Origin of the sequence: Burkholderia reimsis, assembly GCF_003294055.1 — a bacterium.
In the GTDB taxonomy this organism is placed as follows: Bacteria; Pseudomonadota; Gammaproteobacteria; order Burkholderiales; family Burkholderiaceae; genus Burkholderia; species Burkholderia cepacia.
In genome coordinates, this window is the sequence record NZ_QMFZ01000004.1 from 1 (window position 1) to 14,422 (window position 14,422).

Annotated in this window: 12 protein-coding genes and 1 pseudogene; 11 read left to right on the forward strand and 2 right to left on the reverse strand. The window is 61.2% G+C overall.

Annotated elements, in window-relative coordinates:
• From DPV79_RS06600 to DPV79_RS06620, 6 genes and pseudogenes are all read left to right on the forward strand, one after another.
• Positions 1-2,639: RHS repeat-associated core domain-containing protein (locus DPV79_RS06600; RefSeq protein ID WP_208866709.1), on the forward strand; the 2,639-nt coding region annotated here is incomplete at its 5' end.
• Complete coding sequence (locus DPV79_RS41995) at positions 2,623-3,201, forward strand: hypothetical protein (protein ID WP_133295622.1); 579 nt, start codon at positions 2,623-2,625, stop codon at positions 3,199-3,201. The genes DPV79_RS06600 and DPV79_RS41995, both read left to right, overlap by 17 nt.
• Positions 3,201-3,360 (forward strand): annotated as a pseudogene (locus DPV79_RS43835) (RHS repeat-associated core domain-containing protein); the annotation flags it as partial. The gene DPV79_RS41995 and the pseudogene DPV79_RS43835, both read left to right, overlap by 1 nt.
• 288 nt (positions 3,361-3,648) lie before the next feature.
• The gene (locus tag DPV79_RS06610) at positions 3,649-4,530 is read left to right on the forward strand and encodes a hypothetical protein (protein ID WP_113045054.1); all 882 of its coding nucleotides are present in this window, start codon (positions 3,649-3,651) and stop codon (positions 4,528-4,530) included.
• A gap of 80 nt (positions 4,531-4,610) precedes the next feature.
• A complete protein-coding gene (locus DPV79_RS06615; protein WP_113045055.1) occupies positions 4,611-5,636 on the forward strand; it encodes a hypothetical protein in 1,026 nt (341 codons plus the stop codon).
• Positions 5,637-5,750: 114 nt separating this feature from the next.
• Complete coding sequence (locus DPV79_RS06620; RefSeq protein WP_113045056.1) at positions 5,751-6,161, forward strand: hypothetical protein; 411 nt, start codon at positions 5,751-5,753, stop codon at positions 6,159-6,161.
• A 173-nt stretch (positions 6,162-6,334) separates the two neighbouring features.
• Here DPV79_RS06620 and DPV79_RS06625 read toward each other — a convergent pair whose 3' ends face one another.
• Positions 6,335-7,525 carry a tyrosine-type recombinase/integrase gene (locus DPV79_RS06625; RefSeq protein ID WP_113045057.1) on the reverse strand — a complete coding sequence of 397 codons (1,191 nt, stop codon included), beginning with the start codon at positions 7,523-7,525 and terminating at the stop codon, positions 6,335-6,337.
• 793 nt (positions 7,526-8,318) lie between these two features.
• Entirely contained in the window at positions 8,319-8,489 is a 171-nt protein-coding gene (locus tag DPV79_RS06630; protein ID WP_165843490.1) for a hypothetical protein, read from the reverse strand.
• 134 nt (positions 8,490-8,623) lie between these two features.
• Between DPV79_RS06630 and DPV79_RS06635 the strand changes: the two genes are divergently transcribed.
• The 5 genes from DPV79_RS06635 to cyoD all read left to right on the forward strand — a co-directional run bounded on the left by DPV79_RS06635 (position 8,624) and on the right by cyoD (position 14,262).
• Positions 8,624-10,153: a complex I subunit 4 family protein gene (locus tag DPV79_RS06635; protein WP_021162478.1), complete on the forward strand. Its 1,530-nt coding sequence runs from the start codon at positions 8,624-8,626 to the stop codon at positions 10,151-10,153.
• Positions 10,154-10,423: 270 nt separating this feature from the next.
• Positions 10,424-11,311 carry a ubiquinol oxidase subunit II gene (gene cyoA, locus DPV79_RS06640; protein WP_042977071.1) on the forward strand — a complete coding sequence of 296 codons (888 nt, stop codon included), beginning with the start codon at positions 10,424-10,426 and terminating at the stop codon, positions 11,309-11,311.
• A 3-nt stretch (positions 11,312-11,314) separates the two neighbouring features.
• A complete protein-coding gene (gene cyoB / locus DPV79_RS06645; protein ID WP_021162481.1) occupies positions 11,315-13,321 on the forward strand; it encodes a cytochrome o ubiquinol oxidase subunit I in 2,007 nt (668 codons plus the stop codon).
• The gene (gene cyoC, locus DPV79_RS06650) at positions 13,321-13,929 is read left to right on the forward strand and encodes a cytochrome o ubiquinol oxidase subunit III (RefSeq protein WP_021162482.1); all 609 of its coding nucleotides are present in this window, start codon (positions 13,321-13,323) and stop codon (positions 13,927-13,929) included. The genes cyoB and cyoC overlap by 1 nt, the downstream gene beginning before the upstream one ends.
• Positions 13,930-14,262, forward strand: a complete 333-nt coding sequence (gene cyoD / locus DPV79_RS06655) for a cytochrome o ubiquinol oxidase subunit IV (RefSeq protein WP_011352504.1) — start codon at positions 13,930-13,932, stop codon at positions 14,260-14,262. It begins immediately after the preceding gene.
• Positions 14,263-14,422 lie beyond the last annotated feature (160 nt).

The following is a 14,422-nucleotide window of genomic DNA, read 5'->3' on the forward strand; positions in this document are numbered from 1 at the left end:
CGCAGCAGGATGGACGTACGGCTCATTACGTCTACGACCGGCACGGCAACCTGACCGGGCTGCAGGACCCGGAAGGGCACCGCTGGGAGCGTTACTACGACAGCAAGGGGCGTGTCACCGAGGCGCTCGACCCACTCGGCAGGGTCACGAAGTACGAATACGATCGCGCTGGACTGCCAGTCGCAATTACCGACCCGAAGGGCGGCACGAAGAAGATTGCATGGCAGCTGGATGGGCAGATCGCCAGCTATACGGACTGCTCGGGCAAGACCGCGACGTGGAAGTACGACGAACGCGGACAGCTCGTCGAGGCGAAAAACGCCGCCGGCGAGGCGACGCGCTACGGCTATGAGGCTGGACAACTTGCCTGGGTGACGCGCCCTGCGGGTCTGCGCGACACGTATGCGCGCGACGCCGAGGGCCGTCTGCTCGAGCACGTCGACGCGCTGAACCGGTCGACGCGCTACAGCTATACGGCGGCGGGCCTCGTTGCGAAGCGGACGAACGCGCGCGGTGATTCGCTCGAATACGCGTGGAACCCGCTCGGCCAGATCGTGACGCTGCGCAATGAGAACGGACGGGAGTACCGGTTCGGATACGACAAGGCGGCGCGCCTGACAAGCGAGACGGATTTCGACGGACGGGAGACGTGGTATTACCGCGCGGCGGGCAGTGGCCTCGTGACGAACCGCCTGTATGGCGGCGTCATGCAGGCGTTCGAATACGATGCGATGGGCCGGCTTGAACGGCGGCGCGGCTGGCCTGCCCAGTTCACCGACCGCGGACAGGTCTTCCTGAACCCGCAGGGGGAGGTGAAGGTCGAGAGCGAATCGTTCCAGTACGACGGGTTGGGCCGACTGCTGCAGGCGGTTAACGATCAGTCGCGCGTGCGGCGTTTCTACGACCCGGTCGGCAACTTGAGTCTCGAACACCTGAACGTGCCGGTCGAGGGCGAAGACTACGAGTTCGTCTGGCGCCATGAGTACGACGAGGTGGGTGCGCGCACTGCCACGACGCGTCCGGACGGCAGACGACTCGAATGGTTGACCTACGGCTCAGGTCACGTGCACGGACTCATGCTTGATGGAAAGTCGATTGCCAACTTCGAGCGCGATGACGCACACCGCGAGACGGTGCGTGAGCTTGGCAACGGGCTGAAGCAGGCGACGGAGTACGACCAGGCGGGAAGGCTTGCACGTCAGGCGCTGCAGGGCACGGGCGGCAAGGTGATGGAGCGCCGTTACCAGTACGATGCGGCGGGGCAGCTTGTTCAAATCGCCGATATGCAGCGCGGCGAGATCCAGTACACGTACGATCCCGTCGGCCGGCTCACGCGTGCGCAGTCGTCGCTCGGCGTGGAGACGTTCGCGTTCGATCCGGCCAGCAATATCGTGGAGGCGAAGGACCGTGACGAACACGGCATTGGCGTGCTCGGCGGCGCACGGTCTGCACCGTTGCTGGACAACCTGCTGAGGGAATACGCCGGTACGCACTTCACGTATGACGAACAGGGCAACCTGCAGGAGCGTTCGCACAACGGCGAGCGCACCGTGTTCGGGTGGAGCAGTCTGGGCCGGATGGTGACGGCGAGCGACCGGCATATGCGCGCGACGTACACGTACGACGCGCTGGGCCGTCGCATCGCGAAGCTGACCGAGCCGCAGGTACCGTATCTGGCAGGGGCGGGCAGTGGCTGGCGGGATGCAGAGCGCCAGCGTCTGAAACAGGAGCGCGGCTACGGCTTCACGCTGTACGGATGGGATGGCGACACGCTCGCGTGTGAGACGTCGTGGGAGAAGCGTGAGACCACGCACTATGTATACGAGCCGGGCAGTTTCACGCCGCTGGCACAGGCCACGGGGCCGGCGGTACTGGCCCAAGGCGACGTGCCGCCGTTGACTGCTGTCGCGTACTATCATTGCGACCAGATCGGCACGCCACAGGAACTTACGGACGAGTCGGGTGAGGTCGCGTGGTCGGCACGCTACCGTGCTTGGGGCGAAGCGAAGGAAGCCATCAGCGAGGCGGCGCGGAAGGCAGGCATCACGAATCCGCTGCGCTTTGCTGGGCAGTACTTCGATCGCGAGACGGGGCTGCACTACAACCGGCACCGGTACTACGATCCGGGCAGCGGGCGCTTCGTATCGAAAGACCCGATCGGCTTGGCGGGTGGGATCAACGTCTATCAATACGCGCTTAATCCAGTAACGTGGGTCGACCCGTTCGGGCTGGCACCTTGCAACTTGGTCCGTTATAAAATCAGAGACGGCCTTACACCAATGGCGGGCTCTCGTCAGACGGGCATCAACCGAGCGTGGAAAGCCGAGCAGGAGTTGTTGAGGACCACGGGTTCCGGGACAGTAGACTGGACGCCAACGCAAATGGACGAATTGCGCAGTACCGGGAAAGTTACCGGATTCACGGGCCATCACATAAACAACGTTGAAAGTAGTCCTGGATGGGCTGGAGATCCGCGCAATATTGTTTTCTTGTCGAACGGACCGAATGGTGGCGACCACTTGAACAGTTTGCAGGGACACCGAGGCAACTATCAAAACGCCACATCGGGTCGATTGATTGACCGTTCGGAAATGATCAATCAGCATCAACGAGCGAATGAAAATGCAAACTGTCGATAGCGTTTTCCAGGAAATACGTCAGATTCTAGGCGTAGACGCTAGTGCCGTGCGTCAAACGACTACGCCTGTAGCATCAATGTTGTCGTTGAATAAGGAAGTTGCCACTTGGCTATCGGCGCTAAGAGGCGCCGACCTACAGATTCCTTGGTCGGCTGAAGGGCTTCACCTGTACGGAAACGAAGCGAGCCTGGAAGGAGGGCAGATCGGGTACCGAATCGACACGACTGGGAAACGTTTACCAAGCTGGCCGGATGATTGGGTAGTGCTTGGAGAGATAAGCGGCGACCCAATTATCGGAATGGTAAGGGAGAGCAACTGCGCTATTCTCTTTGCGCGTCATGGTTCAGGATCATGGCAAGCGAATCTTGTTTCAGACGACACAACGGCGTTTGCCGTGGCGTTGCGCATCTGGTGCGATCTCTTTGTGACGCGGTACTCGAAGGACATTTACGACGAGACACTGGCTGTGCGACCAGATTTCTTAGCTGAACTGCGACAGCGGGTTAACCAAACGCTGTCGAATGCGCAAACCGATGTGTTCATGAGCATGGTTGATGGCTAGAAACGGGGCTGCACTATAACCGACATACGACGATCCGTCGTCGGGCTGGTTCGTCTCGAAGGACCCGATCGGCCTTGCAGGTGGAATCAACGTTTCTCGGTACGCTAATGGATTGACCCGCTTGGGTTGGCTCGTTGCCCTTGTGATCCGTGCTCAAAATGCGACGTAGGGCCGTTCAATCAGCTCAAGCAGCGTTCGGCTCCTGGTGACGACTTCGACATTCAACACGCGATGTAAAAGCAACCGGCCGCGCAAGTTGGGAGAGCGAATCGCCATGTCGTATGCAGGGATGCTGTCGTCGCTGCTGGCGTTTCGCCGTTACCTGTTTGAGCTCGATCCATCTGGGCGCAGCTTGCAGAGTGGCGCGGCAATTTGGACGGGAAGCGGGCTGCATTCCCAGGCTAGGCGCGCCGGCATGAGAGATCAACTGCGATTGATAGGTGAGCAATGAACGTTTTTAAGCTGCGGCAGGGCGAACACGATTGTCAGACGTTAACCGCGAGAGCCTTCCATTTTGCGACTGGCAAGCAATATCCCTGGTATCAGAGCCGTACCGGCAAGACGATGCACTATGCGGTCTGTCCGGAGTGCGACAACCCTGTACACGTCGTCAATCTGGACGTCGACCACAAGGTAGACGCGGAAGGAAAGAGCTTGCCGTTATACGCCAAGCATGCCGCAGGTGACGTTGCGAACATCGGCAAGTTCGACAAGGACGCATACGACGAATGCTCTCTCGCAAATCCCAAATCGCTCAACGGGCGAAACAAGACCCGACGGCCTGGGCCAATTACGGCGGGCATCGTCGACATACTCGTGAATCACGCCGACGCGGTCCATTACATGGTCGAAAAATTTCTTGGTTCGTCGGTTTCAGATCAACTGTTTGCATCGATGCTCGAACAGTTCCACAAGCAGGAAGGGTATCTCTACCGGGAGGTCAGTACATCCAACGTGCCCTACGCATTGCTGTACATGGCCGGTAACCAGTCAGCCATCGGTTGTGACGCGAAAGACCATTCCTTGTTCGCACGCGCAGTGAAGAATAGCGAGCATTTCGAACTGTCCTGGCAGCGAATCAAGAGGAAACGTGATTCCAATGCACGACTGCGCTTCTTTATAACTGATCACACGATCAAGAAGTCAGAGTCGGGAAACCAACAGACGATGACCCTCGTGATTGAGGAGGAGGTATCTGGAAAAAGGCAGCCTCTCCTGCAAGAGGCGGTGAAGCTCGAGATCGATTTCTTCCGCAACATATTGGCCAAGCGAAATCGTCTTCGCGAGCTTGCGCGGAAAGAATTTGACGGTGTTCCCGGGGCTAACTGAGATGTGCCTTGCCACCACGGCACGAATCAGCGCTGGTCATCGACCGGCGTTGGCGGGTAGGCGGTTGAACGGCGGCAGCGGTGACTGATTCCAAACATCACCCGTCGCTCGAAAAACTCAAACTGTACGTCGAGACATTCGGCTGGAGATGCCTGTCGGACACTTGGGCAGGCTATCACACCCGATATGTTTTCGAGTGTGGACGCGGACACCGGTTTGAGCGACACGCGACGCCACTTCTGTATCGAGCCGGGAAACAGCCGGTATGTGCTGAGTGCGAAGACGAAGCAATTCGCGAGAGCTGGCTGGCGAAAGTTGCCGGGCAGGGCGGTGAACTCGTCAGGGGGACATTCACAGGACTGCTCGAATACTATCGGTTGCGCTGTGCCGAAGGCCACGAATGGGAAACGCAAGGCCGCAAGATCAGCGAGGGTAGCTGGTGTCCTTCGTGCGCTCACGAGGCATCCGCCAGGCGCAATCTGCTGTCGGACGGGCTGAAACGCTTACGCGCGGCAGCCCGTGCGCACGGGGGGCGATGTTTGGCGACGGCATACACGGGTGCCCGTAGCTATTATCCGGTCGAGTGTGTGAAGGGGCATCGATGGGAAGCGGAAGGCGGCGAGATTTTGCGCGGGACATGGTGCCTGCGGTGTGCTCGGTCGGCGTCGCAAACCGACGCGAACGGGCTGACACGGCTTCAGGCGGCGGCGCAATCGCATGGCGGCGTGTGCCTGTCGACCGAGTACGTCGGCCAAGCCGGAAAGTACCGGTTCCGTTGCCGGGAGGGGCATGAATGGATGGTGACTGGCCAGCTGGTATTGCAGGGACGGTGGTGCCGGCGCTGTGCAGCCGATCGACGACGGCTGAGCATCGAGGAGATGCGGGAGACGGCGGCTCAGCGTGGCGGGGCATGCCTGTCTGACACTTACGTCGGCAAGGAGCACAAGCTGACGTGGCAATGCCATCGCGGTCACATTTGGCAGGCGCGAGCGGGCAGCGTCCGTCAGGGAAGTTGGTGCCCGTCTTGCGCAATACTGGATCGTATCCGTGCGAAGAACAACTGGAAGCGCAGCCGATATGAAGGAGCGGGGAAACTCGACGACTGACCGCGTAATGGGATTGCCGCCATCGACGGCATGAAGATCCGATAAGGGCGAAGGGATAAGAAGGTGGGAAGAAGTGCGATGCGGCGTGTAAGTCGCGCCGGGCTGACGAAAGAGATGTTGTTGCCGTTGTCGACCGAGAAGGTGCGAGCATTGTCGCTGGAGAATCACCTGGCGTTCGCGACGGTTCGGGCCGGACGGGGGGAATCGGAGCAGATTATCAATCTGCTGCGTGTCGTTTATTTGGCGTTCTATCTGCGGGAGGAAACTGCATCCGGAGCCGACCTCGATCTGTATCGGCAGGCAGAGGCGGCACTGGACGCTTGTATTGAACGCGCCGAACGAGGGCACCAGTGGCAGTTGGCCGGACACGAACAGTCCGCGCTTGAGTGCCTTCTGGCCGTGCATGACGATCAGTTGGCCGCGGTGCCGAAGTACCGCTACTTGGCCGCTTGGGATCGACTGCAACGATTCGTTACGGGTACCGGACGCTCGCCGATCCCGCTAAGGGAAGAAGCAGGCGCTTGAGAGCTGACGGAGCAGTCCACGCGTAGACATCTCGGCCATAGGTTGTTCACCAGCGAATATGGATCGACATTGATTCATGCGGACCCGAAATGCCTACTCAATGCAAGAATCAATAAAGGGTTACAGGCAGTCCTGCCTGTAACCCTTTATGTCCGTCCTTTTGACAAGTGCTGTCAACCGGAATAGACGTGCTGCGCCCACGCTTCCATGAGTGGACGTCGCTGTTCCAGCAAGTCGGTTCGGTGGTACGCAGCTTCAACCTTATTCGCAACGGTGTGCGCGAGCGCACGCTCGGCAAGGTCGCGCGCGTAGCCGTGTTCACTTGCCCAATCCCGAAAGCTTGAACGAAAGCCGTGGGCAGTCGCGAAGCGTTCAGCCGTATCGCTCTCGGCTTTGACGCGGCGGAGAAGCGCAGTCAGAGTCATGTCGCTCAGCACTTTTTCTCGGGGAGATGGGAAGACCAGGGACTCGTGCGACCGGTGTTGTTTGAGCAACTTGACTAGGGCCAATGCTTTCTCTGAAAGCGGCACGCGGTGTGGCTCCTTGGCCTTCATGCGTGCGGCGGGAATATTCCAAACGCTTCCAAAGAGGTCGAATTCGTCCCATGTTGCGCCGCGGACCTCACCGCTTCGCGTGGCGGTCAAAATCAGAAGCAGCAGAGCCGCACGCGTGCTGTCGGTCGGCTTGTGATCTGAAAGATGTGCACTGACGAACTTGGGAACTTGTTGCCAGGGCATCGCAGGTTGGTGCTCCGGCTTGCCGGATTGCTTGGGCAATAGATGATCTACGACGCTAATAGGGTTCGCGGTAATGTGACCGTGTGCCCATGCCCATTGCATGACGGCGTGCATCCGCTGCCGAGTGCGGCTGGCCGTCTCGACCTTCGTCAGCCAAATCGGGCGGAGGGCGTCTGCGCAGTCGCCAGGGCTGATCGCGTCGAGCTTGCGGTTCCCAAGTTTGGGAAAGACGTAAGTCTCAAGGGTACTTAGCCATTGGGCGGCATGTTTTTCGTTCTTCCAGCCCGGTTTGAGTTCTTCGTGAACCTTTCGAGCGGCTTTCTCGAAAGTGAGGGCGGCTGCCACGACTGAAGCTGCTTCGCGCTCCCGGTTGCGCTGGTCGATCGGGTCTTCGCCGCTTTCGATGAGCTTGCGCATAGCCAGGGCTTTTTCGCGAGCTTCGGCGATCGATGTTTCGGGATAGGTGCCAAGGCCGGCATCGCGCCGTTTGCCCGTCACCGGACTGGTGAAGCGCAGGGTCCATTTGCTGCCGGATTTGGACGGTGTCAGCAGCAGTCCAGTGACCTTTCCATCAAAGACCGGCTTGTCGCTCGGTTTCAGTGCTTTTGCTTGTTTGTCGGTTAGCATCGATCTTCTAGCCTATCATTCAGCCCATCAGAAAACGCTGGATGGGGTTGGAAGCTGTTAGCGTAAATTGGATGATTGGATTGTGCAAGTGATTGAATTGTTGGAAGATATTTGGATGGGAATGGATCGGCTTGGGCTTGCATTTGGCGGTCTCCGTCTCCGCCAAAAGCGGTGACAAAGCCCCGCAAGTTCTCGGACTTGCGGGGCTTTTTCTTTTCCGGTCCGTCGGGCGCCCGACGCGCGATGCGGCTGGATCTCGTCCGCCGGCCGATGTGGGCGTGGTGCTCAATGTCCAATGAGTGCTCGGGTCGAGCGGTGATCGTGCGCGATAGGGCGCGTATCGTCCGGCGCGACTCGAGGTGATGCTCTTGGCGAGCCAGCGTTCCGTTCCGGCTGTCTTCTCTCATCGATTCATCGTTTTGTCGGCGACCGCGCGCGTTCCGCACGGCGGCACGCGATGGCCGACGGCATACGCGTGTATTGCGAGCGCCCGCAGATCCTGCGCGGAGGAGTCCACGCGATCGTCGCGCCTCTCGTCGCGATGAAGCAGGGCGGCATTGCTGCTCGTGATCGATCCGTTCTCCGTAGCGCGTGACCCGCCCGCGTTGCGGGATGTCGTGCATGGCCGCGAGAGTGTGGAGAGGGGGCGGCGCGACCCTTCGCTCGATCCGCGTCGAGCAAGACGATGTGAAATAAAAATGAAAGGCGTCTTGTAAGAAATCAGGGCTGCGTTTTCCCCGTCTTGTCCTGTGCCAATCGGCTCGTTCCGACCCTCCGAAATGGCAGGCGGATGTCAAAAATGCGGCGCTGCGTCGATTTCTGCAATCTTCCCGATCAAGCAATACAAAAAATTACTCATAAAAATCATAAAGATAAAGTGGGTTGTGGAAATCGATGCTCTGCTGCGCTGCAGAAAATAATCAATCGCCTTATGCTGGTTAACCCGATCGCGTTTGAGCGGCATCAAGCTTTCCCGTGATGCTGCTTTACATTTTGCCAACATTGGCGATTCACGAAATCTTTCTGTCGATTTGATTTCGTTCCTTTCGTCTCGCCTGTCCCCGATGCAGTGCGCGACTTCATCAAGGCCCTGTTGACATGCATGATTTTCCTTTCCTGAGCCTGGCCATCTGGGCTCCGATCCTGTTCGGCGCGTGCCTGCTGCGTGCCGGTTCCGACCATCATCCACGTCGAACGAGGCTGATCGCGCTCGTCGGCGCGCTGGTGGGGCTTGCGGCCGTCGTTCCGCTGGTCGCCGGTTTCGATGCGCACTCGGCCGCGATGCAGTTCGTCGAGAGCCGCAACTGGCTGGCGGCATTCAATTCCGGATGGCGGGTCGGCATCGACGGTGCGTCGCTGTGGCTCGTCGTGCTGACCGCGTTCACGACGCTCGTGGTGGTCGTGGCGTCGTGGGAGTCGGTCACGGTGCGCGTCGCGCAGTACTACGCGTCGTTCCTGATCCTGTCGGGGCTGATGGTCGGCGTGTTCGTCGCACAGGACGGGCTGCTGTTCTTCATCTTCTTCGAGGCGACGCTGATCCCGCTTTACCTGCTGATCGGCACATGGGGGCGCGAGCGCCGCGTGTACGCGGCCGTGAAGTTCTTCTTCATCTCGTTCGCCGGCTCGCTGTTGCTGCTGATGGCGATGCTGTACCTGTACGCGCAGTCGCACACGTTCGACATGGCCGTCTGGCGCACGCTGCAGCTCGGCTTCGCGCCGCAGTTGCTGGTGTTCCTCGGCTTCTTCGCCGCCTTCGCGGTCAAGGTGCCGATGTGGCCGGTCCACACGTGGCTGAGCGACGTCTATACCGACGGCCCGACGGGCGCCGCGCTGATGCTCGCGATGCTCAAGCTCGGCGGCTACGGGTTCCTGCGCTTCGCGCTGCCGGTGACACCCGACGCGAGCCACTTCTTCGCGCCGGCCGTGATCGCGCTGTCGCTGTTCGCGATCGTCTATGCGAGCCTGATCGCGCTCGCCCAGACCGATCTCGGCAAGCTGCTCGCGTATTCGACGGTCGCGCACATGGGGATCGTCACGCTCGGGCTGTTCCTGTTCAACCGGATCGGCGTCGAAGGCGCGATCGTGCAGCTCGTGTCGTACGGCTTCGTCGCGGGCGCGATGCTGTTGTGCGTGAACGTGCTCGTCGACCGCACGAAGCAGCGCGAGATTGCCGCGTACGGCGGCGTCGCGGGCGTGATGCCGCGTTTCGCGACCTTCACGGTCCTGTTCGCGATGGCCAACGTCGGCCTGCCGGGCACGTCGGGCTTCGTCGGCGAGTTCATGGTCATCATGGGCGCGATCCGCTTCAACTTCTGGATCGGCGCGATCGCGGCTCTGACGCTGATCCTCAGCGCGTCGTACACGCTGTGGATGCTCAAGCGCGTCGTGTTCGGCAAGGTCGCGAGCCAGCGGATCGCGAAGCTCGCCGACCTGAACCGTCGCGAGATCGTGATGTTCGCGTCGCTCGCACTGGTCGTGCTGGCGGTCGGCATCGATCCGAAGCCGTTCACCGACGCGATCGATCCGACTGTCGGAAGGCTGATCCAAGACGCGAGCCATTCGAAGCTGCCGGCAGGGGACAGCCCAGCGCAGCCGCAGCCGTCGTACATGGCATCGACGCGCGGCTGATCGCGGCACTTCGCGCGAGCGGGGCTCATCGCACGGCGGTACAGCCGTTGCGTGCACATCGATCTCGGTCCGGCGCAGGTAGCGCCGGGCCCGCTTGCGGCTGCGTGAAATTGCCCCGCGACAATGTGTCTCACAACAGATTCTGCAATGATGATTTTCCGCATTAGCTGGTTCTTCATCGCACTCGCGCGACGTATGATTCGGCCACTTTCGTGGATCGAATGCGCATCGGGCATACGCAAACGGATTCAATGACCCTCGGGCGGTGTGATGAAAAGAAGAGCTTCAAAAGGCGGGGTGGCGCTGATGTCGATCGGCGCGGCCCTGAGCCTGTCAGGATGTAATTTAGATGTACTAAATCCGAAAGGAAGCGTGGGTGCTGCCGAAAAGGCGCTGATCGCGACGTCCACCTGGGCGATGCTGGTCGTCGTCGTGCCGGTGATCCTGCTCACGCTGTGGTTCGCGTGGCGTTACCGCGCATCGAACCGCAGCGCCACCTACGCGCCGAACTGGTCGCACTCGACCGCGATCGAGGTCGTGATCTGGACGGTGCCGACGCTGATCATCCTGTTCCTCGGCGTGCTCACGTGGAAGACCACGCACGAGCTCGACCCGTACAAGCCGCTCGAGTCGTCGGTGAAGCCGATCGACGTCGAGGTCGTCGCGCTCGACTGGAAGTGGCTGTTCATCTATCCGGAACTCGGCATCGCATCGGTGAACCAGCTCGCGATTCCGGTCGGCACGCCGGTGAACTTCCGCATCACGTCGGATTCGGTGATGAACTCGTTCTTCATCCCGCAGCTCGGCGGCCAGGTCTATGCGATGGCCGGCATGCAGACGCGCCTGCACCTGATCGCCGACGAGCCCGGCAACTACGCGGGCACGTCCGCCAACTTCAGCGGCCGCGGCTTCTCCGACATGAAGTTCCGCACGCTCGCCGAGCCGCGCGAACAGTTCGATGCATGGGTGCAGAAGGTGAAGGCCTCGCCCGACCGTCTCGACGCGACCGTGTACGGTACCGTCGCCCAGCCGAGCGAGAAGGCGCCGGTGCGCTACTTCTCGTCGGTCGATCCGCGGCTCTTCCACAACATCATCGCGAAATACAACGATGGCCACGTCCTCGACCTGAAGGACGCCGCCTGCGGCACGAAGGGGTAACGCATGTTCGGCAAACTCACACTCTCGGCGATCCCGTTCGATCAGCCCATCATCATGGGGGCAGGCGCCTTCATGGGGCTGGTCGTGCTGGGCATTCTCGCCGCGCTGACGATCACCGGCCGGTGGAAATGGCTGTGGACGGAATGGCTGACCACGGTCGACCACAAGAGACTCGGCGTGATGTACATCATCGTCGCGCTGATCATGCTGCTGCGCGGCTTCGCCGACGCGATCATGATGCGCATGCAGCTCGCGCTCTCGTACAACGGGCCCGGCTACCTGCCGCCGCACCACTATGACCAGGTCTTCACGGCACACGGCGTGATCATGATCTTCTTCATGGCGATGGTGTTCATGGTCGGCCTGATGAACCTGGTCGTGCCGCTGCAGATCGGCGCGCGCGACGTCGCATTCCCGTTCATCAACTCGCTCTCCTTCTGGATGACGGCCGTCAGTGCGATCCTGATCAACGTGTCGCTCGTGATCGGCGAATTCGCGCAGACGGGCTGGCTCGCGTATCCGCCGCTGTCGGAGCTGCAGTTCAGTCCGGGGGTAGGGGTCGACTACTACCTGTGGGCGCTGCAGATATCGGGTGTCGGCACGCTGCTGACCGGCGTGAACTTCTTCGTGACGATCATCAAGATGCGCGCGCCGGGCATGACGCTGATGAAGATGCCGGTGTTCACGTGGACCGCGCTCTGCACGAACGTGCTGATCATGGCGTCGTTCCCGATCCTGACCGCGACGCTCGCGCTGCTCGGCCTCGACCGTTACCTCGGCATGCACTTCTTCACGAACGAAGCCGGCGGCAACGCGATGCTGTACCTGAACCTGATCTGGGCGTGGGGCCATCCGGAGGTGTACATCCTGATCCTGCCGGCGTTCGGGATCTTCTCGGAAGTCATCGCGACGTTCGCGAAGAAGCCGCTGTTCGGCTACAAGACGATGGTGTACGCGACCTGCGCGATCATGGTGCTGTCGTTCCTCGTGTGGCTGCACCACTTCTTCACGATGGGCTCGGGTGCGAACGTGAACGCGTTCTTCGGCATCATGACGATGATCATCGCGATCCCGACCGGCGTGAAGGTGTTCAACTGGCTGTTCACGATGTATCGCGGCCGGATCGAATTCACGACGCCCGTGCTGTGGACGATCGGCTTCATGGTCACGTTCACGATCGGCGGCATGACCGGCGTGATGATGGCGATTCCGGGTGCGGACTTCGTGCTGCACAACAGCCTGTTCCTGATCGCGCACTTCCACAACGTGATCATCGGCGGCGTGCTGTTCGGTTATCTCGCGGGCTTCAACTACTGGTTCCCGAAGGCGTTCGGCTTCAAGCTGAACGAGAAGCTGGGCAAGGCTGCGTTCTGGTTCTGGCAGGTCGGCTTCTACGTCGCGTTCGTGCCGCTCTACGTGCTCGGCTTCATGGGCATGACGCGCCGGCTCAACCACTACGACAACCCGGCCTGGCATCCGTGGCTGCTGGTCGCCGCATTCGGCGCCGTGCTGATCGCGGTCGGCATTGCGTGCCAGTTGCTGCAACTGGTAGTCAGCATCCGCAACCGCAACCTGCCGGCATACCGCGACACGACAGGCGATCCGTGGGGCGGCCGCACGCTGGAGTGGGCGACCTCGTCGCCGCCGGCCGACTACAACTTCGCGGTGATCCCGCAGGTGCGCACGCTCGACGCGTATGCGGACATGAAGGCGCGCGGCGAAGGCCGGCCGAACCCGGCGTCGTTCCGCGACATCCACATGCCGTCGAATACCTGCGCGGGCCTCGTGGTGGCGATCTTCAGCCTGGTGCTCGGCTTCGCGCTGGTGTGGCACATCTGGTGGATGGCGATCGGCGGGCTCGTCGGGATCGTCGCGACGCTCGTGATCTACAGCTCGCGCGATAACGACGGTTATTACATCCCTGCGTCGACGGTGCGCAAGACCGAAGACAAGCAGCCGACGCAGCGCGTGGCCGCGCGCGTCGACGACGTGGAACTGGAGGCCAACTGATGTTGCAGAAAACCTTGAGCGCGACCCTGCTCGAGCACGACGACCATCCGCCGTCGCATTCGGTGTTCGGGTTCTGGCTGTACCTGATGACCGACTGCGTGATCTTTGCCGCGCTGTTCGCGACGTTCGCGGTGCTTGGCCAGCAGTATGCGGGCGGGCCGACCGCGAAAGACCTGTTCGACATTCCGGGCGTCGCGGTGGAAACCGCCGCGCTGCTGCTGTCGAGCATCACGTACGGTTTTGCGATGCTCGCCGCGTACAAGCAGCGGCGTGGCGCGCTGCTCGCGTGGCTCGCGGTGACGTTCGTGCTCGGCGCGGCGTTTCTCGTGATGGAGCTGCGCGAGTTCTCGCACCTGATCGCGGAAGGCGCGGGCCCGCAGCGCAGCGCGTTCCTGTCGGCGTTCTTCACGCTGGTCGGTACGCACGGGCTGCACGTGACGGCCGGGCTGCTGTGGATGATCGTGCTCGCCGGGCAGATCGTGTTTCGCGGCGGCGACCTGACCGATCGCGACCTGCGACGCCTGACGTGCCTGAGCCTCTTCTGGCACTTCCTCGACATCGTGTGGATCTGCGTGTTTTCCTTTGTCTATCTCGCGAGCGTGATCTAAATGGCCCATTCGCATTCGTCTCAACTCGAAGAAGGGCACGGCAGTGTCGGCGGTTATGTCGCCGGTTTCATCCTGTCGGTGCTGCTCACGGCCGCGTCGTTCGGCCTCGTGATGGGCGGCGTGCTGTCGCCGCACGCGTCGCTGATCGCGCTTGCCGTGCTCGCGTTCGTGCAGATCGTCGTGCACCTCGTGTACTTCCTGCACATGAACGGCTCGTCGGGCCAGCGCTGGAACGTGATGGCGTTCAGCTACACGGTGCTGACCGCGGCGATCCTGATCGTCGGCACGCTGTGGGTGATGCACAACGTCAGCATGAACATGATGTCGCGCTGAGCGGCATCGCGGCGCGATGCGTCGACCGGAGAAGCGGCACGAAGGTGCCGCTTTTTTTTCGTCCGCGAGAAGGGCGCTGCGGCCCGCCAGGGTGGTATCGGGGGGCGTCGACTGTGTGATTCGGCGCGCGCGCATGGCCGGTGCGAACGCCTACCGGCGA